The organism is Rhodothermales bacterium, assembly GCA_034439735.1.
In the GTDB taxonomy this organism is placed as follows: domain Bacteria; phylum Bacteroidota; class Rhodothermia; order Rhodothermales; family JAHQVL01; genus JAWKNW01.
On the sequence record JAWXAX010000059.1, the window covers coordinates 1 to 21,835 of the forward strand.

The following is a 21,835-nucleotide window of genomic DNA, read 5'->3' on the forward strand; positions in this document are numbered from 1 at the left end:
CCCCTGTTCGACGCCCTCCGCCGGCTCCGCCTCGACCTTGCCCGCGACCAGGGCGTCCCGCCCTACGTCGTCTTCGGCGACACCACCCTCGCCGCAATGGTCCGCCACCGCCCCACCACCCTCGACGCCTTCGCCCGGTTATCCGGTGTGGGCCAGGTGAAGCTGGAGCGCTACGGGGAGGCGTTTATCGAAGTGATTAGAGCGTTTGATGCCTGACTCGGTACAACGCCCCGTCAGGGTAGATTTCATCTTGCAATACCAAACTATCGACCCCGGAACGGGTTAACTTATCAGCCTCAATTCAGCAAGCAAAAGACATGACCCGCCTCCTACTGAACGCCATCGCCCGGCTGCAGAAGCTGCCGGCGCAGCTGCAAGACGAAATAGCCGTCCGAATCCTGGAAGATCTGGGTGCGGATGAACGGTGGGAACACGCATTCGCTGGAACGACAGATGACGAATGGAAAGCTCTTCTCCGAGAAATCGACAGGGCTATCGATCAGGGCGTAAGTACTTCACTGGATGAGTTCTTGCGTGCTTGATGGATTCTCACGTCCTACCATCCTTTAGAAAGTGTTTTGAAGCGTTGCCCCAACAGATCAGGCAACAAACGATAGAGACATTTACACGCTGGCGCTTACACCCGGAACACCCATCCCTGCACTTCAAGAAGGTGAATGCAGGCATTGACATTTATTCGGTGCGAATCACCGCCAGCTACCGCGCACTCGGTCGTCTTCGAGACGGGGCCGTGTACTGGTTTTGGGTAGGGCCGCACGCGGAGTACGATGGCATCCTAAAACGACTTTGACGGCCGATCGATGTCCTCTGATCGCGTCTGTGCGTCCTGAAGGTTGCCCCATCACTCCGAAAAAGGTATGTTGTGGCCATTGCCGGAAACTACTTGAACCCGTTACCATGACCCGCACTCCACTGCGAATGTACTGCCTGGGCGCGCTCGTTTCGGCCCTAACCCTCTTCGGCTGTCGTACCGCTCACCCCTCGATCGAGGCGCCTCCCCCATCCACCGGCGCCGTACGTGTCGTCCAGCCTGGCGCGCCGGGCCAGGCCAGCCGGGCCCTCTCGGCCGCTGAACTCGCTGCGGACGTCCGCCCAAAATACACCCGCGCGGATGTCGACTTCATGCAGGGGATGATCGGCCACCACGCCCAGGCCCTTGAAATGACTGCCCTGGTGGAAGAACGCACCACCCGGCCGGATTTGCGGATGCTCGCCCGGCGCATCGATGTCTCTCAGCGCGATGAAATCCTCCTGATGCAGACCTGGCTGCGGGACCGCGGCGAGATGGCGCCGGCGGCCTCCTCCCACGCCATGCACCACGGTCACGAGCCCGGCCACCTCATGCCCGGCATGCTCTCCCCAGAACAGATGGAGCAGCTCAAAGCCTCCACGGGCGACGTCTTCTACCGCCTGTTTCTCGAGTTCATGATCGCCCACCACGAAGGCGCCCTCACGATGGTCGAGACCCTTTTCGCCAGCGCCGGCGCCGGCCAGGACACCGACGTCTACCGCTTCGCCGCCGATGTGGATGTGGACCAGCGCATGGAAATCGACCGTATGCGGCAGATGATCGCCTCCCTCCGATAATCGCTTCCCATCCCTCAACTGAACCGTCCCACTCCATCGACATGACACGTATCCGAATTGAATTCGCTCGACCCCGCCATATACTGCATGGCGTATTGCTGCTCCTGGGCCTCGTAGTGATCAACGCCCCTGCGCAGGCGCAGGACGCCCCGGCGGAGCCGGCCTGGACCTGGGACACCTCCGACCCGCGCATCGGACTCAAGGCTGGAGTCACGGACGCCGGCGTCGCCGGCAGCAATGTTCGCCTCCTCGCCAGCCTTCCCCGCCCCGAAGGCTTCAACAGCACCGAACGCGGTAGCGGAAACGTCAGCAACACAGACCTCGCCTTCACCGGCGACCTCGTGTTTGTCGGCAACTACCGCGGCTTTAACGTCTACGACATCGCGGAGCCGGGTAACCCGCAACACCGCCTCTCCATCGTTTGCCCCGGCGGCCAGGGAGACGTTTCGATCCATGGTAATCTCCTCTTTATGTCCGTCGAGGAAACACGAGGCCGGATCGACTGCGGCATCCAGGGGATTCCGGGGGATGTCAGTTCCGAACGCCTGCGCGGCGTACGCATCTTCGACTTCAGCGACCTCGACAACCCCCGCCAGGTGGCGGCCGTGCAGACCTGCCGCGGCTCCCACACCCACTCGCTCGTGAGCGACCCGAATGACGACAACATCATCTACGTCTATGTATCGGGCACCGGCCCCGCCCGCTCTGGCGATGAGATGGCCGGCTGCTCCGGCGCCGACCCGGATGAGGACCCGAATACGGCCTATTTCAGGATCGACGTCATCCGGGTGCCGCTCGATGCGCCGCACGAGGCGGCCATCGTCAGCAACCCCCGCATCTTCGCGGACGAGAGCGGCAACATCGCCGGCCTCTGGCCGGGCGGCGACCACGGCGCCGGCACCCAGCGCACCTCCATCACCAACCAGTGCCACGACATCACCGCCTACCCGCAGATTGGCCTCGCCGGCGGCGCCTGCTCGGGCAACGGCATCCTGCTGGACATCTCGAACACGGCCCAGCCCGTCCGCATCGATGAAGTGACCGACCCGAACTTCGCCTACTGGCACTCGGCCACGTTTAACAACGACGGAACGAAGGTCATCTTCACCGACGAATGGGGCGGCGGCGCCGCACCTCGCTGCCGCGAATCCGACCTCCCCACCTGGGGCGCCAATGCCCTATTTAACGTGGTCGACGGCAAGCTCGTCCGCGCCGGCTACTACAAGCTGCCGGTGCCGCAGACGTCGACCGAGAACTGCGTGGCCCACAACGGTTCGCTCATCCCGGTCCCGGGCCGCGATATCATGGTCCAGGCCTGGTACCAGGGCGGGATGTCGATCTTCGACTTCACAGACCCGCACAACCCGTTTGAAATCGCCTACTTCGACCGCGGCCCGATCAGCGACACGCAGTCCGTCCTCGGCGGGTACTGGTCCACCTACTGGTACAACGGCTACATCTACGGCGCCGAAATCGTCCGTGGCCTCGATGTGTTCGAACTCACCCCCAGCGAGCATCTCTCCCAGAACGAAATCGATGCCGCGATGGCCGTTCGGTACGAGACCTTCAACCCGCAGAACCAGCCCCGGATGGAATGGCAGGCCAGCGTGACGGTTGCCGGCGCGTACCGCGATCAGCTCGTTCGGGCCGGCGCCCTGACCCCGGCAGCAACGACCGCCCTCGACGCCGCGCTATCCGGCACCGGCGCCGCGCCGCTTCAGGCCGCCGCCTCGTCCCTCGAAGCCGAAGCCCTCGCCGCCGTAGCCCGCGGTCAGTTGACCCAGATTAACAAGGTCCGCGCCCTACTCGCCGACACCCTCCGCGAACTCGCCGCCGGGCGGTGACGCTCTGTAAAAAACCTGGAGGTATAGTAAGCGCCGTCCGCCAACTACCGGACGGCGCTTACTTCCACACCGCGATCTGCCCCAGCTCCTTTCGCCTCAAATCCGGCACCGTCGCGTCCTCGGCCGGGTAGCCGACGGGGAAGAGGATATACGGCTGCTCGTTCGCCGGCCGCTCCAGAATCTCGCTCAAAAACCGCATCGGACTCGGCGTGTGGGTGAGAGTCGCCAGGCCCATGTGGTGCAACGCAGCGATAAACAGCCCGCACGCGATGCCGCAGCTTTCGTTGACATAGTAGTGCTTCACCTTCTCGCCAGCCGGCCCCACGCCGGTCCGCTGCGCGAAACACACTACGATCCAGGGCACGGTCTCCAGAAACGGCTTCCGCCAGTCCGTACCGATGGGCGCCAGCGCCTCCAGCCACTCGGGGGACATCCGGCCCTCGTAACTTTCCTTCTCCTCCTCCTCGGCCGCCACCCTGATCTCCCGCTTCACGGCCGGGTCGCCGATGGCGACAAACGTCCACGGCTGTTTATGCGCGCCGCTCGGCGCCGTGCCGGCCGTCTGGATCGCCCGCTCGATGAGGTGTTTCGGCACCGGCCGGTCGCTGAAAAAGCGGACCGACCGGCGCCGGTCCATCTCGGCATAAAAGGCATCCGCCCGGGCCGTCATCTCGGCCTCCGGGAGTAGCGTAGAATCGAACGCTTTATGTGGATATCCCAATCGCTATTCGCTAATCGTTTATTCGCTAATCGTTTAATCGCTAATCGCAAACGTAATCCGCACCGTCGTGCTCACCTCCATCTCGCCGGCGGCGTAGGAGTCCGGCTCGGAGGTGTCGCGTTCGGCTTTCATCATCGGGGCGGCAGCCATATCCATGGCGATCATCGGGGTAGGCATCGAGTACCCTTCTTCCTGGATGATGAGCACGGGGCCCAGTTTCGCGCCGGCGGTGGTGGCCATCAGCTCGGCCTTCGAACGGGCTTCCTGAACGGCCTTTACCAGCGCCTCGTTGCGGAAGCCGGCGTCATCCTTGATCCCGTAGGAGATACTATTCAGCCGGTTGGCGCCTTTCTGGACGATCTCGGCGATGAGCTTCGGGAGCAGATCCAGGTCCTCCACCTCTACGACCAGATCGCGGTACGCTTCATAGCCCTTTTCCTCATGTATCTGGGTGCGCGGGTTGTATTCCTGCACCGGCTGGAGGCGAAGCGTTTGGAGCTTCAGCTTCCGCTCCTCGACGCCCAGGGCACGGATGGCGTTCATGGCCTCGGCGGCCGTTGTGGCGTTTTTCTGGCGGGCCTCCTCCGGGTCTTCGGACCGCGTCACGATACCGAACCACACCGATGCCTTGTCCGGAACCGCCGTGGCCTTGCCCTGCCCGCCGACTGTGACGGTTCGCTGAAGTCGTTCCATGGGTTGGAGCGCGGTCTGCGCCATTAGGGGAGCCGGCGACGAACAGCCGCCGAAAACCAGCAGGATGAGGAAATAGAGAGGAAGACGTTTCATAGGTAGCGCAAGATCTTGATTGTCAATGGGAGGGTTCACCGTGAACATCGAATGTTTAACGCTGAACCGCCACCAAAGATTGCGTCAGGGCGTCAGCCGGCCCAGCATTCGTGGAAACGGGATAGCCTCTCGCAAGTGCGTCAGGCCCGTGATCCAGGTAACGGTACGCTCCAGCCCGAGCCCAAACCCGCTATGCGGAACGGAGCCGTACCGCCGCAGATCGAAGTACCAGCTGAACACCTCCTCTGGCAGTTGGTGATCGCGCACTTGCTGTTGGAGGAACGCCAGATCGGTCGCCCGCTCTCCCCCACCGATGATCTCGCCATACCCTTCCGGTGCCAGCACGTCCATGCCCAGCGCCAGGCGGTCGTCCTCGGGGTCCCGCTTCATATAAAACGCCTTGACGACCGCCGGGTAGCGGTGCACGATGATCGGGCGGTCGAAGTGCCGGGTCAGCAACGTCTCGTCGCTTCCGCCGAGGTCGTTGCCCCACTCGAAGTTCATGGCGGATTCCTTCCATTTCGGCAGGTTGCGCAGGCTCTCCTCGACGTCCGCCAGCCGCTGGTTGATCTCGATTTCGCGAGCGTCCATCTGGCGCTTTTCGTGTTTCTTGGCCTGGCCGTAGCGCTTCTTATTGTCCACCAGTTCGGCCATCAGCCGTGGCCCTTCTTGCTGGAGCGCCGCGATTTCGGCGTCCACCATATGCGCCGTCTTCTCGCTCTTCAGCATCGCGACGGCATCGGTGTAGGCGATGCGGGGGAACGGCTTCTGGATGCGCTCGAGCGCGGCGATGTCGCGGCTAAGTACCTCAAGCTCCTCGCGGCAATGGGCGAGCACTTCGTGGACGATCGACACCAGGAAGTCTTCGGCGAGGTCCATGTTCATGGTGAGATCGTAAAACGCCATCTCGGGCTCGATCATCCAGAATTCGGTGAGGTGCCGGCGGGTTTTGGATTTCTCCGCACGGAATGTCGGGCCGAATGTGTAGATCTTACCGAACGCCATAGCCATAGCCTCGCCGTAGAGCTGCCCGCTCTGCGTGAGGTACGCCGGCTCGCCGAAGTAGTCGATCTCGAACAGGGTGGACGTCCCCTCCACCGCATTCCCGGTCAGAATCGGGGCGTCCATCTGCAGGAAGCCGCGGTTCTGGAAGAACTGGTGGATGGCCATGATGATGCGGTTCCGGATGCGCATGACGGCCCACGGCCGGCGGCTGCGCAGCCACAGGTGCCGGTTGTTCATCAGAAACTCGACCCCATGCTCCTTCGGGGTGATCGGATAGTCCGTCGAAGTGCCGATGAGCGTGACGGATGTCGCCTGGATCTCCCATCCCCCCACCTGCCGCTCGTCCTGCCGAACACGGCCTACGATCTGAAGGGCCGTCTCCTGCGAGGCCCCCTCCGCCGCCGCCCACGACGCGGCATCCACTTCCTCCTGATTCACCACGCACTGGACGAGGCCGCTGCCGTCGCGCATGACCAGAAATTGCAATCCCTTTGAATCGCGTCGGTTGTAGAGCCAGCCTTTGATCGTTACCGCGCGCCCGTCGAGGCGCGACAGCTGGTCGATGGTCGTATAGACACTCATGGAGATGGTATTTCAGGACGTTTTATCGTAGCCGGGTACGGTAGTGTGAAACGCTGTAAATGTTCCGAACTACCCCTTTATCGTGTCGATCAGCAGGGCGACGAGCGGCCAACCGAGCAGGATATCGAGCCAGAAGGCGTAAAACCAGCGGGACGCCGGCAGCGGCCGGCTGACGGCGACCAGCATCAACGCCGGGCCGGCCAGGTCGATCATCGCCGGCAGTGGCCATCCCAATCGCCAGGCAAGCCCCCCTCCTACCGCTATCGACGCCACACAGGCGACCTGTGCGAGCCGGCGCACGTGGTGCTCACCAAGCACCATAGCCGCTGAATGGAGCCCCTCGCGCCGATCCCCGTCGCGGTCGGGCCAGTCCGCCAGCACCACATTAGGCATCAAAAACAGAAACCGATAGAGCAGCAACCCGGCGAGATGGACATCCACGGGAACTCCGGCCTCCAACGCTGGCAATGCGATCGCACCGATCGACCACGCCCCACCAATCGCCAGGGGTTTGATCAGCCAGTGCCCTTTGGGGCGATTACGCCCGGGCAGGATCGGCAACAGGTAGATGACCCCGGCAAGACCGAGGGCCGCCCCGGCCCCGAACGTCGCCGGCTTGAGGTGGAACGAGGCAGCGGCAATGGCGCTCAGCGCGATGAGGGCGGAGACGCGCGTCCATCCCCGATGCGCGCGTACCCATGCCAGACGCTCGGGCTGGTTGTGCACGTCCTCGGGAGAAACCTGCCACGACCGATCGAGCTGGTACAACAGAAACGCACCGGCGGCGCCGGCTGTCATGAGAGGGTGCGATGCGGGAAGACCAAACCACAGGGGTGTAGCGCCGATCAGCGCCGCCGCGATGAGCGCGATCTGGGTATTGCCGTACTCGAGAAAAGCGAGAAGCGAGGAGCGAAGCCGCACCATCGAAGAGTCGGATGCCCGCTCCCCGGGCGCGTTTACTTGAGGAGCGTCATGGTATCGCTAGAAGTGTACGTCTGCTGAGCGCCGCGCGCCGTGACACGGTAAACGTATGTGCCCGAGGCAAGTTCGGAAGCATCGAGCGGGGCGATCTGGGCGTCGCCGGCCGTGAAGGGCCGGGAGGGGACGCTGAGCACGTGCCGGCCGAGCAGGTCAAACACATCGATGGCCACTTCCGCCGGCTCGGGCAGGCCGAACTGGATGGTGGTGCTCGGATTAAACGGATTGGGGTAGTTGCCGTCCAGCGAAAACGCAACCGGAACCACCGTCCCGTCTTCGTTGGCGGTGGAGAGCGGGAGGAAGATGGCGCGGCCGTCCGGCGCGTAGGCGGTAATGGTGAGGTCGGGCTGGGTGATGATGGGATCGACAAAGCCCTGAATCATAAACAACAGCGCCGAGCCAGCGGTGCGGGTCAGGTCCGCCCGATAGGTATTGACGATGGTCCCGTTCGAATCCACCAGTTCCATGTGGTACAGGCCGGGCTCAATGCCGCTGGCCAGCCGGCCTTCGCCAAATGCGATGTCGGTCCCGAACGCCGCCACGGTGCGGTGCGCACCGCTATCGTCGACGAGGTTGATCTCGAGTAACGGCGCGTCCGGCGAGCCCTGGAACGCCAGGAGATCTACCGTATCATCGCCGCTGGCCTCAAGCACGGTTTCTTCGACAACGATCCCCAGTGCCTGTTTGCCCGAGCCGGCAAACAGTCCGTTTAACACGGCCACATACGCCTGGCCGTTGATGAGCGTGACGTTGGTCGTGGCGATCGGCTGGGTGTTCGAGGCAGCCTGGTCGTTTACGACATCGATCGTAAGCACGGCCGTGGTGAACTCGATAAAGGCCGTGGCGCGGGCATACGAGAGGGCGTCGGCCACCTTGACATCATTGACATAGACATCCACAATCGGCGCGTCGGGAGAGTTATGGATCAACTGGATCGAGGCCGTGACGCCCTGTACGGTAATACTTCCGTCGATTGCGGCCGCGGCCGGTGTGCCGGTATTCAGGGTGAAGGCTGTAAACACCAGCGCGCTCGTCCCCGGCGTCACGAGATCGGCCACCAGTTTGATCAGCGTGCCGGACCCCGTCAACGGTTGAGATCCGGTGAAGGCAACCGTGATCTGGCCGGTCCCCTGCGTGACATCCAGGGTTTGGCCGGCGAGGAGCGTGCCTTCCGTGTTGACGTCGTTAATCGTGAGATCACTCGCGTCGTACGTCAGGGTAAACGAAAATGAGGTTACATTCCGGCCGGTGAGAACGCCAATCGCGATCGGGATCTGCAGCTGCTCCCCCACCGAGCCGATGAGGCCGGACGGCGCCGAGACCCCCAGCGCGCCGGAGCCGGAGATGGTGATGTTGCCGTTTTGCAGGCTGGACTGGGGTGTGCCGGAGTTGAATGAAAAGCTGGAAAACGTCAACGGCGTCGTCCCATCACTCAGCAAGTTGAATCGCACATTGGCCAACACGCCGGACCCCGTCAGCGCGCTTCCCTGCCAGCTCACGGTCACCTGCCCGGGCGTGGCGGTGTTGACCGTCGGGACACTGGCCGCGGAGAGGGTGCCGGCCACATCTACACCGGCGAAGCTGAGGAGCGCGTTGCTGAAGGCCATCGTGAAGGCATACGACGTCACGTTCGAGTTGCTTGTATTCCCCACTTGAATCGGGATGGTGAGCGTCTCGCCAATGTTGCCGGTGCTGTTTTGCGGCAGCGCGATGTTGATGATCGTCGCGTTACTCGAAACCGTCACGCTCCCGTTCGTGAGCGTCGCGGCCGGCGAGCCCTCGTTAAACGAAAACGAGTCGAACGTAATCGGACTCGTCCCCTCGGCGAGGAGGCTCAGTTGCAGGTTCACGAGCGCCCCCGCGCCGGCGATATTGGCGACCGAAGCCCAGGCCACGGTCACTTCCCCCGGTGTATCGGTATTGACGATGGCGGCTGTGGCGGCGCTCAGCGTGCCCGTCTGGCTCACGCCCATGCTCACCAGCGCCGGGTTATAAGTCATCGTAAACTCGAACGACGACACTCCGCGTCCCGTGAGGTCACCAACGGAGACGGGAATAGTCAGCGTTTCGCCGACATTTCCACTCCGTGCCGAAAGCGCCACGGCGATCGGCGTGACGCCCGTGTTCGCAGAAACAACCAGTTGGCCGTTGGTCGTCGTCGCCGTCGGCGACCCTTCGTTGATCAGTGTTGAAGTGAATGTCAGCGGCGAGGCGCCGACCGTGCGCAGGTTGGCTTTCAGATTTAGCAGTACCCCGGAGCCGCTCAGCGCGTTCGCGCCCGCCCAGATGATGGACATCGAGCCCGGACCTAACGACGTCGGCACTACCTCGCCGCCCGACGAAAGCGTCCCGGCTACCGTGGCGCTGGTGACATTGACGATCGCCGGGTCGAAACCGATTACCAGCTGATAGGAGTTGACGCCTTTGCCAGTGAGGTTGTCGACCGTGATCGGAATATCCACCGTCGTCCCGATTGTCCCCGAAAACGACGCCGGCATCGCCATCGAAACCGAACCAACACCCGTTTGCGGCGTCACCGTGATCGATCCATTGGTCGTGGTCGCCGTCGGTGTGCCGCCATTAAACGTCATCGATGTGAAGGACAGGTTCGACGTGCCCGCCGCGACGGGCGACGCGGTCAGGTTCACGAGCGTTCCGGACCCCGACAACGCCGCGCCGCTCCAGGAGACCGTGATCGTGCCCGAACCCGTCGTCACCGAAGCATTCGCCGTGGAGGACAGCGTGCCGCCCACCGTAGCCCCGGTGATGTTCACGAAGGCCGGGTTGAACATGACGGTGAGGGCGTAGGAAGTGATGTTCGACCCCGTGACCGGCCCGACCGTAACAGGAACAGCGACCGCGCCGGCGCCCACCTGTGTCGACGCGTTACTCGGGAGGGATACCGCGATCGATGGCGGCGGGGGCGTCGAACTCACCGTGACGCTCCCGTTAGTGGCCGAAGCCGCCGGCACGCCTTCGTTGAAAATGAAATCCGATATCGTCAGGGCGGACGAGCCGACCCCGATGAAGTCTGCGCTGAGTTTGATCAGTGCCCCCTGGCCCGTCAACGCATTGGCCGAGGCCCAGGCAACGGTGATCACCCCGGACGTGGCCGTATTTATGGTAGCCGATGTGCCGGCGGACAGGGTGCCGGCGACCGAGACCGCGTCGATCTCCAGAACAGTCGGGTTATAGGTGATGCTGAACTGGTAGGAGGTGACATTCTGGTTCGTCAGATTACCCACCGTCAGCGAAATATCCTGCGACGTGCCTTGCTGGGCCGTCACCGCGGGCAGGCTCACGCTGATCTGTGCCTGGGCCGGCTGCAACGGAAGCGCCACGACCAGGAGCGTAACCGCCGTATAAAGAGTTCTCCACATGATCCTGTACCGTGTCTGCTCGGGGCCGGGGGTGAGGCGCGACCGTTCCATAACTGGGCGACGCCGCGCATCAAGTAGAACTAATTGAAGCGAGGAAGGCATGATGTGGGTCAATTCGTCCTCGTTGGAGAGCCACAACGAGGTTGGTTTGGATTTCGCGTTACCAGGCAAACACAGGGCCAATACATGGCCGTTGCATGTCCGTTAGCCTATCCAGAATAGGTCTGAGCGCTAGATTAGAAAGGCGCCGTGCGGGAGAGGAAAGCGCGGCGTCACCATCGGCCGGCGCCGGAACGTGCCTGCGCCGGACTGGCATCGCGTTACTTGATGAGCGTCATGGTCGCCGTCTGCACGTGCGTCTGGCTGATGCCCTCGGCAGTCACCCTGTAGACATAGATCCCGGAGGCGAGCTGTGCGGCATCGACCGGGACGCGATGGCTGGCGCCGGCCACATAGGACTGCGCCGGGATCGTCATGACCTGCCGGCCAAGCATATCCACAATGTCAATCCGTACACTGGCGGCTTCGGGCAGATCGAACTGGATGGTCGTCGTCGGATTAAACGGATTCGGGTAGTTGCCATCGAGGGCGAAACGCTCCGGAATGCCCGTCGCATCTTCGGTCGACACCTGGACGACATTCGAGATGACGCCATCACTCGTGCCGGCTTTCGGTTGCCCTTCATTAAACGTGAACGAGCTAAAATCCAGATCGGTCGTGCCCTTGGACGTAAACTTTGCGTTAAGGTAAAGTAACGACCCTTCGCCGACCAGCGCATTCACGTGTGCGCCAGCCAGTGTCAACTGCCCGGGCACGGTGTTATTCTCAACGATCGAGAAGCCTTCAGCGAGCAGACCCGTGGCGTCTATGCTGGTGATCTCGATGACGGCAGGGTCGTAATTGACCGTAAAAAGAAAAGCTTTGATGTCCTGACCGGTTACATTACCGATAGAGACGGGAAGCGCAATCGTGCGATCATCCGTGTACAGCTTCGGCAGGCTAACGGATATCGTCTGTGCGGAAACTGACTGCGCGGCAGCTATCAGACCTAGCCCCAACAGGAAGGCGGAAACCCTGGGTACGAATCGTCGCATAGAATTCTTTCGTGGTTGCTTGGAGAGGCCACGGTTGAATGAAGCGTGTGAGCGAGCGCTTTCGTAATGGGCGTCGTTACCGTTTCAGACTTCATCGCAACGTGTGGAGCGCGGCAGGGGGGGCTTACCGGCTATGAGATCGATTTCCCAAATACTGTGCCAAGGATATGTACCCGTTGGATGGAACGCCCGACATGGGACGACGGACCGCAGAGGGGTAGACACAGGGAGACAATCCGTTAATATACGACGACGCATCGGAGCGGTTTGGCGCTTTTTCCAGCGCTACAATGCGCCTCTGGCGCCAGGGCCACGTTCAAAATGCGAACGGCGCACATCCACAAAAACCCGCGTTTCAGTGTCGTAACACCGTTCCACAATGGTGAACGAGTCGGGTTCGACCTCGATCACGTTATAATAGTTTTTATTTCGATTCGACAGGCGCCCGCGGTCGCTCGTAACCGTGCCGGCGCTGGCGACCACGATGCGCGCCTCCGCCGGATGTCGCTTTAGAGATTCGACATGAGACACGTGCAGATGGCCGCACAGGATGAGATCGACACCCACCTCTCGGGCAACGTCCAGGGCGGCGTCGCCGCCGCGGGCCACATCGTGCGGGCCGAGGGCTCCGATGGCGGTCAACTGATGGTGCACAACCAGGATCTTAAACGCCGCCGCCGGCCGGCCCTCGAAGTATGTCCGTATCGAGGCCCGTGTCGCCCGCGAAATACGTCCGCCTTTGATGGTGCTACCATAGGCCGAATTGATGCCGAGAACCGCCACACGCTCATTCTCGAAGCTCATCGTCAGCCCCGGGGAGATATATCGGTGATACCGCGCCAGCGGTCGCAGGACGCGCGAAAGAGGCCGCCACCAGGCCAGTACGTCGTGGTTGCCCGGAACCACGATCGTCGGCGTATGAATCGACGCCAGCATCCGAGCCGCTTCGCGATACTGGGTAGGAAGGGCGCGCTGGGTGAGATCGCCTGAAATGGCGATCAGATCGACGGCGTCGCGCTCGATTTGCGCCAACAGCGCATCGACGATGTCGGGATAGGCGATGCGGCCGAAGTGGATATCCGAGAGGTGAGCGATCCGCATGGAAATCGGCGCCGGGGAAAAGGCGCAATTAAACCAGAAACAACAGAGCCTCCGGAAGCGACTCGGTTCGCTACCCGGAGGCTCCGCCCGCAGTTACATCCGCGGTCACGTTCGCAGCGTCAGAGTACGAGGCTCATCGGCTCCTCGAGGTACTGCTTCACGGCGTTCAGAAACTGGGATCCTGTGGCGCCATCAACCACACGGTGGTCACACGATAGGGTGAGCTTCATTCGGACGCCGGCCACTACTTCGCCATTCTTGACGACCGGCACGTCCCGGATCGCCCCGATGGCCAGAATACAGGCATTGGGCGGATTGATGATCGCCGTAAACTCCTCGATACCGAACATGCCGAGGTTGCTCGTGGTGAAGGTGGCGCCTTCAAACTCGTCGGGCTGGAGCTTGCGATCCCGCGCCCGTTCCGCGAGCGCCCGCGTCTCCTCGGCGATCTGAGAGAGCCCTTTCTGGTCGACGTTACGGACGACAGGGGTCACGAGGCCTTCGTCGACGGCGACGGCGATGGCGATATGGGCGGCTTTATGGAGCCGGATTTCGCCTTCTTTCTCCATGTACGATGCATTCACATACGGATGCTGACGCAGCGCGAGCGCGCAGGCCTTGGAGATAAGGTCGTTAAACGACACCTTGCTGCGGCCCTGCGTAGTGGCCAGCTCGTTGAGCCGGGTGCGGAAGGTGGTGGCTTGCTCCATCGCCACATCTACCGTGAGATAAAAGTGCGGGGCCGTAAATTTGCTTTCGCCGAGCCGGCGCGCGATCGTCTTGCGCATCTGCGACAGCTTGATGGCCTCGTAGGCGCCGCCGGCAGCCGCGGCAGGCGTCGGCGCGGAACGCGGAGCCGACACTGGAGCCAAATCAGGGGAGTCAGCCGGTGCCGTGGCCAGTGCCGTAGCCGGTGCACGTTTCACGGCCGCCTCCACATCGCGACGGACGATCCGGCCATCGGGCCCCGATCCTGCGATCACCCCGAGATCGACGCCGTGTGAACTCGCCATCTTGCGGGCTAGCGGGGAGGCTTTCATGCGTCCCTCACTCTCCGCGGCGGGCGGCGCCGCCGCCGTAGGTTGGGCTGCAGTTTCGGCTGCAGTTTCGGCTGCAGTTTCGACTGCGGTTTCGGGCTTGGCCGCAGGTGCGTCTTGCGGAGCCGTAGCGGCCGCGCCGGACGTGACATTATAACGCGCCAGCACCGCCGAGATATCCTCTCCCTGTTTGCCAAGCACGGCGATAAGCGCGCCGATGGGCACCGCATCGCCCGCCTGCACCATGCGTTTGAGCAGCACCCCGTTGTCGTAGACCTCGAGGTCCATCGTCGCTTTGTCCGTCTCCACCTGAGCGATCACGTCGCCGGCCGACACAGTCGCGCCTTCTTCTGCAAGCCACGCCACGAGGACCCCTTCCTCCATCGTGTCGCTCATTTTCGGCATTTCAATCGGTAAGGCCATGCGTGAGAATGTTCAATGTTCAATGTTCAATGATCGATGGTCAATGATCGATGGTCAACGATTAAACCCACCAACCTGCAACTTGCCAACCTGCAACTTGCCAACCTGCAACTTGCCAACCTGCAACTTGCCAACGCTACCGATACATGACCTGCCGGCATGCCTTATAGGTATCTTCGGCGCTGGGCATATAGAAATCGATCAAGTTTTTGGCGTACGGAGCCGGCGTGTCTTTGGCAGTTACGCGCAGGATCGGTGCATCCAGGTAGTCGAACGCATCCCGTTGGACCTGGAAGCCGATTTCCGAGGCGATGCTCGCGAACGGATTGCTCTCATCCACGATCACGAGGCGGTTCGTTTTCTGGACCGACGTGATGATCGCCGGCATGTCGAGGGGGCGGATCGTCCGCGGGTCGATCACCTCGGCGCTGATGCCGTCTTTTTCGAGCATCTCGGCGGCTTTCATCGCCACCCAGTAGCACTTGTTGTGTGCCACGATCGTGACGTCGCTACCGGCGCGGCCGATACGCGCCTTACCGAGCGGAATCAGGTAGTCCCTGGCGTCGGACACTTCGCCGCGCATGCCGTACATCACCTCGCTCTCCATGAAGAGCACCGGATCGTCGTCGCGAATGGCCGACTTGAGCAGGCCCTTGGCGTCATCCGGGTTCGAGATTGAGACGATCTTGAGGCCCGGGATGGTCGCATAGATCGACTCAAACGCCGTGTTGTGGGTGGCGGCCAGCTGGCCGGCGGCGCCGTTCGGGCCGCGAAACACGATAGGGAATTTGAACTGCCCGCCCGACATGTAGCGGATCTTCGCCGCGTTGTTGATGAGCTGATCCATCGACACCATCGAGAAGTTGAAGGTCATGAACTCGATGATGGGGCGTAGGCCGTTCATGGCCGCGCCGATGCCGAGGCCGGCGAAGCCGTTTTCAGCGATCGGTGTGTCGATCACGCGCTTCGCGCCATAACGCTCGAGCATGCCCTCGCTCACCTTGTAGGCGCCGTCGTACTGGGCGACTTCCTCGCCCATCAGGAAGACCGTTTCATCGCGATCCATTTCCTCGACCATGGCGGCGCGGATGGCCTCCCGGAGTTGTAATTCTGCCATTTCTATCGTCGTTCAGTGGTTTCTATTGCCGCCGGCGGCCGGCGCGTGTACAGGCGCGTTCGCGCCCGAAGATCAGGTGGTGAACGGGTAATCCTGCTGCGTGTAGATGTCCTCGTAGATCGTCTCGAGGCCGGGGAACGGGCTGTTCTCCGCGAACTCCACGGACGCCAGCACTTCGTTGTTCACCTCTTCGTCGACCGCATCCAACACCTCGTTCGTCGCCAGCTTGTGCTCGATCATGTAGCTCTTGAGGCGGATGATCGGATCTTCATTCTTCTTCGCGTCCATCTCTTCCTTCGTGCGGTACTTCTGCGGATCGCTCATCGAGTGGCCGCGGTAGCGATACGTCCGGATCTCCAGGAGGGACGGCTGGCCCTTGCGAGCCATGGCGATGTGGTCCTGCATCGCCTTATACACGGCGAACACATCCATCCCGTTCACCAGCGAACTGGGGATGTTGTAGCTGAGGCCCTGCTTATAGAGGTCGGGCTCGGCGGCGGCGCGATGAACGGCCGTGCCCATGGCATAGTGATTGTTCTCGATGACGTAAATGACTGGCAGACCGTAGAGGCCGGCCAGGTTGGCCGCCTCATGAAACGCGCCCTGGTGCACGGCGCCGTCCCCGAAGAACGTGAGGCACACCGTGTCCTCTCCTTTATATTTGTTGGCGAAGGCAATGCCCGTTCCTACCGGGATGTGCGCCCCCACGATGCCGTGGCCTCCCATCATCTTCAGCTCCGCGCTGAAATAATGCATCGAGCCGCCTTTTCCGCGCGAGCAACCGCCGATCTTGCCAAAAAGTTCGGCCATACACGCGTTGGTATCCATGCCGAGCGCCAGCCCCAGGCCGTGATCGCGGTAGGCCGTGATCACCTGGTCCTGCCCGATCCGCATGGCAAACGCCGTCCCCGTGGCGATGGCCTCCTGACCAATGTACAGGTGGAGGAAGCCGCCGATCTTCTGTTTGCCGTACATCTGCGCGGCGCGCTCCTCGAACCGGCGCTGCAACAGCATACTCCGGTACATGGCCATCACCTGCGCCTCGCTGAGCCCAAGCTGCTTGTGTGCATATTCGCCCGGCTGATAGGTCTCGAACGACACGTTAAGATCCGGCGCGTCGGCGAAATCCACGCTGTATCCATTCACTTTGGGACCGTCGGCGACCGATTTTTTCCGGACCGACGTGCTTTTGCCATTGGAAGGAGAACCCGTCCGCTTGGCCGTTTTCTTGTCGCTATCGCTTGCCATATCTACTCTTCTAGAGGTTAAACGGTCAGCCCTGGGCATGCAGCGGCCGATTTCGAGTGCGCAAAAACAGAGGACGACTTCCTTTCGTCACGCCGGGACGGGCGCAAAAAAAGATAAGCAGGATAATTTAGGCAACCATAAGCTAAAATTCTGCCGGCGTCCCCCTAAGAATCTTGAGTTACACGTGAAGTCCGTCCCGCATCCTCACCCTTTCAACCACACGCTGCTCACGAATCGGATGCTTTCTTATGAAGGAAGGGCGGTTTCTACTCCCACGGGATACTTTTGATGTCCTGAAGCATTCGAAGCTAACATGATCGGCGTCGTATTCATACTTCTTACACAATTCTTACCCACCATTGGGGTGTAACAACTTGCGGCTTGCACATACGTAGTGCCATGACTCTAGCATCACCCAGAGGAGCGTCTCCAGTCTCTGCACTCGATATTGATGCGATCCTGAAGGGGGAACCCCGCGCCTTCGAAGTCCTGGTGCAAACAGAAAGCCCCCGACTTTTTCGCATGATCCAACGCATCGTCCAGGATGAGGACGAAGCGCGTAGTATCATGCAGGAAACGTTCCTACAGGCCTACAAACGCCTCGCGACCTTTCGCAAAGAAGCCAAGTTCACGACGTGGCTGTATGCCATCGGGCTTAATCTAGCCCGGGCGTCCTTGCGGAAGCGCCGGCGATACGATATGCTTGAGGAAGATAAGATGGATCGGCTCCAGCCGACCTTCGAGTCCGGCATGCATACGGAGAAGTTCGATTTCTGGAATCCCCAGCGCCTTGCCGAACAAAACGAGCGCCGGAGCCTGGTCCACGCCGCGATCGCCGAACTTTCGCCCGATTACAGGCTCGTCATCACGCTACGCGATATCGAAGAGTTATCGACCACCGAGGTCGCTCAGGTCCTCGACATCACTGAGGGAGCGGTCCGGGTTCGGCTGCACCGAGCGCGGCTTGCTCTGCGTAATCTGCTCGACCGCTATTTCCGTTAGACCAGTAACTTCCTTTAGACCTCTGCTTCCGACGCGTCCACATGACACTTCTCGACAAACTGCGCAACCTGTTCGCTCCGTCGCTCTCCTGCGAACAGGCGAATGCATTTATCGCGGATTATATGGAAGGCCGGCTCGACCCTTCGTTGCGGACGCGCTTCGAAGCCCATCTCCACATGTGCCCCAGTTGCGCGCCGTTCCTCGAACAGTACCGCAAAACCGTGGAACTGGTCCACGAAGACGGCCAGATCGACGTCCCCCCCGGGCTCATCGAACACACCATCAGCTTCCTTCACGAACACCGTGATCAATATAGCGCCAAGGGCACCGCCTCCTAACCGTTGCGACTCCCGTGCCCCTCGCGCTATATTGATCACGGTGTGAACGGGCCTTCCACCGCGGACCTTCCGCAAGCCGCGCCCGTTGCCACTCCGCTATTGCTCAACGGCCCACGCGAGGATATGTCCGGACGTTCTGTGGTCCTGATCCCCACCTACAACGAGGCAGCCAATATCGGCAGCGCCCTCGAGCGTGTGCTGACGTTGCCCGATCCCCTCGCCGTCATCGTCATCGACGACGGCTCGCCGGACGGCACGGCGGATATCGTACGCGCCTACCAGGCCCGCTTTCCGGACGCCGTCGAACTCATCGAGCGCTCCGGCAAACTGGGCCTCGGCACGGCGTACATCGCCGGCTTTCGCCATGCTATCGCCCGCGGATTCGACTGCATCTGCGAGATGGACGCCGATCTCTCCCACAACCCGGACGATCTGCCGGCCCTCGTCCGCCCCGTTTGTGACGGCACGGCGGACCTCGCCATCGGCTCACGGTACATCGATGGCGTGCGGGTCATGAACTGGCCACTCAGCCGGCTCATCCTATCCTACGGCGCCGGCATCTATACCCGCGCGATCACCCGCCTGCCCGTGCAGGATGTCACCGCCGGCTTCAAGTGTTACCACCGGCGCGTCCTCGAGGCGATCGACCTGGACGCCGTCCTCTCGAATGGCTACTCGTTCCAGGTCGAGATGAAATACCGCGCCTGGCGAAAAGGCTTCCGTCTCGTTGAGATCCCCATCGTATTCACCGAACGCACCGAGGGGCAATCCAAGATGAGCAAAAAAATCGTGTGGGAGGCCATGCGCAAAGTGTGGGAACTGCGGTTTCGGGATGCCTTCCGTCGTCTTTGAACGCAATTCTTGAACGGCCGGCTTTATCCGCCACTCTTTGCATTAATTTCTTTCGCTCTGCTGCCCCGAGTCGCTTCACTGCATTTCGCCGGCGGCAGCCTGTATCCCATTGTTGCAGTTTCTGTTTGTGCCACCGAGAAGTCCGGAGCGACATGTCAACGTATACCCACCTAAAGGCCCCCTCACAGGGCGAAGCGATCACCAAAACCGGCGAAAGCCTCAACGTCCCCGATCGTCCGATCATCCCCTTCATCGAAGGGGATGGCACCGGCCCCGACATCTGGCGGGCCTCCCAGGTCGTGCTTGATGCGTCCGTCCAGAAAGCCTACGGCGGCCATCGGAAAATCGAATGGTTCGAAGTGTACGCCGGCGAGAAAGCGTTCGCCACGTTCAACGACTGGCTACCGCAGGACACGCTCGACGCCATCGAGAACTACCTTGTCGCCATCAAAGGCCCGCTCACGACGCCCGTCGGCGGCGGGATGCGCTCGCTGAATGTGGCCCTGCGGCAGAAGTTAGACCTCTTCGCTTGTGTCCGCCCCGTGCAGTACTTCACGGGCGTGCCCTCGCCGGTAAAGCAGCCTGAGCTGGTGGACATGATCATCTTCCGGGAGAACACGGAGGATATCTACGCCGGCATCGAATACAAACAGGGCACCGCGGAAAACGCGCGCCTGATCGCCTTCCTCCAGAAGGAACTCGGCGTCACGTCCATCCGCTTCCCCGAGTCCAGCGGCATCGGCATCAAGCCGATCTCCGCCGAAGGCTCCAAGCGCCTCATTCGGGCCGCGATCAGCTACGCGATCCAGGAAAACCTGCCCAGCGTGACGCTTGTGCACAAGGGCAATATCATGAAATATACGGAGGGCGCCTTCCGGGATTGGGGCTATGAACTGGCGAAGCAGGAGTTCGGCGCCACGGAAGTCGACGGCGGGCCCTGGTGCAAGCTGCCCAACGGCCTCATCATAAAGGACGTCATTGCCGACGCCTTCTTGCAACAAATCCTCACGCGGCCAGCCGAATATTCGGTCATCGCGACGATGAACCTGAATGGAGATTACATCTCCGACGCCCTGGCGGCGCAGGTGGGCGGGATCGGCATCGCGCCGGGCGCCAACATCAACTACGACACCGGCATGGCCATCTTTGAAGCCACGCACGGCACCGCCCCTAAATACGCGAACCAGGACAAGGTCAACCCTGGATCGGTGATCCTCTCCGGCGAGATGATGCTCCGGTACATGGGCTGGCGGGAAGCGGCCGACCTGATCGTGTCGTCGCTCAAGAAGACCATCGGGCAGAAACGCGTCACGTACGACTTCGAGCGCCTCATGGAGAAGGCGACGCTGCTCAAGACGAGTGAGTTCGCGAAGGCAATGGTCGAGAATATGTAAGCGAGTGAAACAACCTATCGTAAACCGAGACTAGCCTGGGGGCCGAAAACTCCCAGGCTAGTTCACTTTTTACCCGCTCGAGGCCGGCGGCGCCCATCGCGCTCCGCGCGGCCGGATCGTCCATGAGGCGTTCGATGGCGGCAGCGAAGCCGGCTTCGTCGTTGTCGGGTACATACACTGCGGCGTCGCGGGCGGTGAAGCGATGCTCCGGCAGGTCGAACGCCACGATGGGTTTGGCGAAGGCCATGTACTCGCTCATCTTGATCATCGTGCAGTGGTCGTTACACGGATTGGAAGGATCGGGGTCGAGCCCGATGTCGATCGACGTCAGGTATCGACCCAGTTCGGCTTTCTGGACCCATCCGGTGAAGCGGATGTGTCCGGAGACGCCCAGCCGTTCCGCCAGCTCCCGAACCCGGGGCAAATCGTCCCCCTCCCCCATCACGATGCAGTAGAAATCGTCGCGCTTGCGGTCGTGCAGGAGGTGAGCCAGGGCGCGGACGAGGCAATCCAACCCATCCTGGATCCCGATGACGCCGGCGTACCCGAGGATCGTCTTTCCCGAACCCACGAGGTCGGGATAAGGCTCATAGGCGCCGATGTCTTTTAGCAGCGGGCCATTCCGCACGATCGTGACATCCGCCTCGACCCGTTTGCCGCGCTCCATGGCGAGGCGCTTGAACGACTCGTTGGTGGCGATCACGTGGTTGGCCGTCCAGTAGGTGCATCGCTCCAGAAACCGGAGGGCGCTGTAGATCAGCCGATTCCCCTGCCCGCCCGTGCGCGCGAGATACAATTCGGGTGAGACGTCGTGATGATCGAACACAAACGGTTTGCCCAGCAAGCGGTAGAAAAGTCCCACGGCAAACAGCGTATCGGGCGGGTTGTGGGCATGGACGGCGTCGAAGCCTTCGCGGCCCCACACCCGGAAAGAGACCCATAACGCCGCCCAGGTGGAATAGATGAACTCCCAGGCAAAACCAAGCACGCTGGTATTCGATCGAGGGGGTGAGTAGCGATAAACCGAAACGCCGGCCACCTGCTCCCGAGGAAGTTCATCCGGATCGCGCGGCGCGATGACCGTCACGCGATAGCCGGCATCAACGAGGGCCCGTGCCTCCCGGCGTACGCGGGTATCGCCCGGGTAGGGGTTGTTTTCGAGCAGCATGAGGATCCGGGGCGAATCCGCGTTCCTCGTTCTTTCGAATTCTGACATCAACAAACGGAGCAATGAGGCCAGTGCTCGGGCATCGCGATGCGCCCGGGGGTAGCCGTCGTTCTACGACGCGGGATAGGAATCGGGAGCCGACCCGAAGGGGTGGGTC

General features: G+C 61.7%; 19 protein-coding genes. 8 read left to right on the forward strand and 11 right to left on the reverse strand.

Translation table 11 applies throughout. From position 1 onward, the window contains the following. The 4 genes from SH809_04040 to SH809_04055 all read left to right on the forward strand — a co-directional run. A partial coding sequence (locus SH809_04040; protein ID MDZ4698856.1) for an HRDC domain-containing protein occupies positions 1-216 on the forward strand: 216 nt, incomplete at its 5' end. Positions 217-317: 101 nt separating this feature from the next. After that, on the forward strand, positions 318-542 hold the full coding sequence (locus SH809_04045; GenBank protein MDZ4698857.1) for a hypothetical protein: 225 nt from the start codon (positions 318-320) through the stop codon (positions 540-542). Between the two features lie 376 nt (positions 543-918). Beyond that, entirely contained in the window at positions 919-1,608 is a 690-nt protein-coding gene (locus SH809_04050) for a DUF305 domain-containing protein (GenBank protein ID MDZ4698858.1), read from the forward strand. A gap of 41 nt (positions 1,609-1,649) precedes the next feature. Next, positions 1,650-3,452 (forward strand): hypothetical protein, encoded by a 1,803-nt coding sequence (locus SH809_04055; protein MDZ4698859.1) that lies wholly within the window; start codon positions 1,650-1,652, stop codon positions 3,450-3,452. Between the two features lie 58 nt (positions 3,453-3,510). Here the strand turns inward: SH809_04055 and SH809_04060 are convergent, their stop codons facing one another. The 10 genes from SH809_04060 to pdhA all read right to left on the reverse strand — a co-directional run bounded on the left by SH809_04060 (position 3,511) and on the right by pdhA (position 16,924). Next, positions 3,511-4,173 (reverse strand): nitroreductase family protein, encoded by a 663-nt coding sequence (locus SH809_04060; protein ID MDZ4698860.1) that lies wholly within the window; start codon positions 4,171-4,173, stop codon positions 3,511-3,513. 33 nt (positions 4,174-4,206) lie between these two features. Beyond that, the gene (locus tag SH809_04065) at positions 4,207-4,959 is read right to left on the reverse strand and encodes an SIMPL domain-containing protein (protein MDZ4698861.1); all 753 of its coding nucleotides are present in this window, start codon (positions 4,957-4,959) and stop codon (positions 4,207-4,209) included. An 84-nt stretch (positions 4,960-5,043) separates the two neighbouring features. Beyond that, positions 5,044-6,546, reverse strand: a complete 1,503-nt coding sequence (locus tag SH809_04070; GenBank protein MDZ4698862.1) for an asparagine--tRNA ligase — start codon at positions 6,544-6,546, stop codon at positions 5,044-5,046. 69 nt (positions 6,547-6,615) lie between these two features. Continuing rightward, a complete protein-coding gene (locus SH809_04075) occupies positions 6,616-7,470 on the reverse strand; it encodes a UbiA family prenyltransferase (protein MDZ4698863.1) in 855 nt (284 codons plus the stop codon). Positions 7,471-7,502: 32 nt separating this feature from the next. After that, on the reverse strand, positions 7,503-10,904 hold the full coding sequence (locus tag SH809_04080) for a cohesin domain-containing protein (protein ID MDZ4698864.1): 3,402 nt from the start codon (positions 10,902-10,904) through the stop codon (positions 7,503-7,505). 320 nt (positions 10,905-11,224) lie between these two features. After that, complete coding sequence (locus tag SH809_04085) at positions 11,225-11,998, reverse strand: T9SS type A sorting domain-containing protein (GenBank protein ID MDZ4698865.1); 774 nt, start codon at positions 11,996-11,998, stop codon at positions 11,225-11,227. Between the two features lie 285 nt (positions 11,999-12,283). Then, positions 12,284-13,099 carry a metallophosphoesterase gene (locus tag SH809_04090; GenBank protein MDZ4698866.1) on the reverse strand — a complete coding sequence of 272 codons (816 nt, stop codon included), beginning with the start codon at positions 13,097-13,099 and terminating at the stop codon, positions 12,284-12,286. 119 nt (positions 13,100-13,218) lie between these two features. Beyond that, positions 13,219-14,559 carry a pyruvate dehydrogenase complex dihydrolipoamide acetyltransferase gene (locus tag SH809_04095; protein ID MDZ4698867.1) on the reverse strand — a complete coding sequence of 447 codons (1,341 nt, stop codon included), beginning with the start codon at positions 14,557-14,559 and terminating at the stop codon, positions 13,219-13,221. A gap of 136 nt (positions 14,560-14,695) precedes the next feature. Then, the gene (locus tag SH809_04100) at positions 14,696-15,676 is read right to left on the reverse strand and encodes a pyruvate dehydrogenase complex E1 component subunit beta (protein ID MDZ4698868.1); all 981 of its coding nucleotides are present in this window, start codon (positions 15,674-15,676) and stop codon (positions 14,696-14,698) included. 72 nt (positions 15,677-15,748) lie between these two features. Beyond that, positions 15,749-16,924 (reverse strand): pyruvate dehydrogenase (acetyl-transferring) E1 component subunit alpha, encoded by a 1,176-nt coding sequence (gene pdhA, locus SH809_04105; protein MDZ4698869.1) that lies wholly within the window; start codon positions 16,922-16,924, stop codon positions 15,749-15,751. A 399-nt stretch (positions 16,925-17,323) separates the two neighbouring features. Between pdhA and SH809_04110 the strand changes: the two genes are divergently transcribed. From SH809_04110 to icd, 4 genes are all read left to right on the forward strand, one after another. Beyond that, entirely contained in the window at positions 17,324-17,926 is a 603-nt protein-coding gene (locus SH809_04110) for a sigma-70 family RNA polymerase sigma factor (GenBank protein MDZ4698870.1), read from the forward strand. 41 nt (positions 17,927-17,967) lie between these two features. Next, positions 17,968-18,264 (forward strand): zf-HC2 domain-containing protein, encoded by a 297-nt coding sequence (locus SH809_04115; protein MDZ4698871.1) that lies wholly within the window; start codon positions 17,968-17,970, stop codon positions 18,262-18,264. Positions 18,265-18,387: 123 nt separating this feature from the next. Then, positions 18,388-19,116: a polyprenol monophosphomannose synthase gene (locus SH809_04120; protein MDZ4698872.1), complete on the forward strand. Its 729-nt coding sequence runs from the start codon at positions 18,388-18,390 to the stop codon at positions 19,114-19,116. A 152-nt stretch (positions 19,117-19,268) separates the two neighbouring features. Beyond that, positions 19,269-20,510, forward strand: a complete 1,242-nt coding sequence (gene icd, locus SH809_04125; GenBank protein ID MDZ4698873.1) for an NADP-dependent isocitrate dehydrogenase — start codon at positions 19,269-19,271, stop codon at positions 20,508-20,510. Here icd and SH809_04130 read toward each other — a convergent pair. After that, entirely contained in the window at positions 20,467-21,726 is a 1,260-nt protein-coding gene (locus SH809_04130) for a glycosyltransferase family 4 protein (protein ID MDZ4698874.1), read from the reverse strand. The two genes, icd and SH809_04130, sit on opposite strands and share 44 nt — an antisense overlap. Positions 21,727-21,835 lie beyond the last annotated feature (109 nt).

Excerpts from the sequence above, each read along its gene's own strand:
- SH809_04045 (MDZ4698857.1), top strand. The coding sequence starts at position 318 with ATGACCCGCCTCCTACTGAACGCCATCGCCCGGCTGCAGAAGCTGCCG.
- SH809_04050 (MDZ4698858.1), top strand. The coding sequence starts at position 919 with ATGACCCGCACTCCACTGCGAATGTACTGCCTGGGCGCGCTCGTTTCG.
- SH809_04055 (MDZ4698859.1), top strand. The coding sequence starts at position 1,650 with ATGACACGTATCCGAATTGAATTCGCTCGACCCCGCCATATACTGCAT.
- SH809_04065 (MDZ4698861.1), bottom strand. The coding sequence starts at position 4,959 with ATGAAACGTCTTCCTCTCTATTTCCTCATCCTGCTGGTTTTCGGCGGC.
- SH809_04070 (MDZ4698862.1), bottom strand. The coding sequence starts at position 6,546 with ATGAGTGTCTATACGACCATCGACCAGCTGTCGCGCCTCGACGGGCGC.
- SH809_04075 (MDZ4698863.1), bottom strand. The coding sequence starts at position 7,470 with ATGGTGCGGCTTCGCTCCTCGCTTCTCGCTTTTCTCGAGTACGGCAAT.
- SH809_04080 (MDZ4698864.1), bottom strand. The coding sequence starts at position 10,904 with ATGTGGAGAACTCTTTATACGGCGGTTACGCTCCTGGTCGTGGCGCTT.
- SH809_04085 (MDZ4698865.1), bottom strand. The coding sequence starts at position 11,998 with ATGCGACGATTCGTACCCAGGGTTTCCGCCTTCCTGTTGGGGCTAGGT.
- SH809_04090 (MDZ4698866.1), bottom strand. The coding sequence starts at position 13,099 with ATGCGGATCGCTCACCTCTCGGATATCCACTTCGGCCGCATCGCCTAT.
- SH809_04095 (MDZ4698867.1), bottom strand. The coding sequence starts at position 14,559 with ATGGCCTTACCGATTGAAATGCCGAAAATGAGCGACACGATGGAGGAA.
- SH809_04100 (MDZ4698868.1), bottom strand. The coding sequence starts at position 15,676 with ATGGCAGAATTACAACTCCGGGAGGCCATCCGCGCCGCCATGGTCGAG.
- pdhA (MDZ4698869.1), bottom strand. The coding sequence starts at position 16,924 with ATGGCAAGCGATAGCGACAAGAAAACGGCCAAGCGGACGGGTTCTCCT.
- SH809_04110 (MDZ4698870.1), top strand. The coding sequence starts at position 17,324 with ATGACTCTAGCATCACCCAGAGGAGCGTCTCCAGTCTCTGCACTCGAT.
- SH809_04115 (MDZ4698871.1), top strand. The coding sequence starts at position 17,968 with ATGACACTTCTCGACAAACTGCGCAACCTGTTCGCTCCGTCGCTCTCC.
- SH809_04120 (MDZ4698872.1), top strand. The coding sequence starts at position 18,388 with ATGTCCGGACGTTCTGTGGTCCTGATCCCCACCTACAACGAGGCAGCC.
- icd (MDZ4698873.1), top strand. The coding sequence starts at position 19,269 with ATGTCAACGTATACCCACCTAAAGGCCCCCTCACAGGGCGAAGCGATC.
- SH809_04130 (MDZ4698874.1), bottom strand. The coding sequence starts at position 21,726 with ATGTCAGAATTCGAAAGAACGAGGAACGCGGATTCGCCCCGGATCCTC.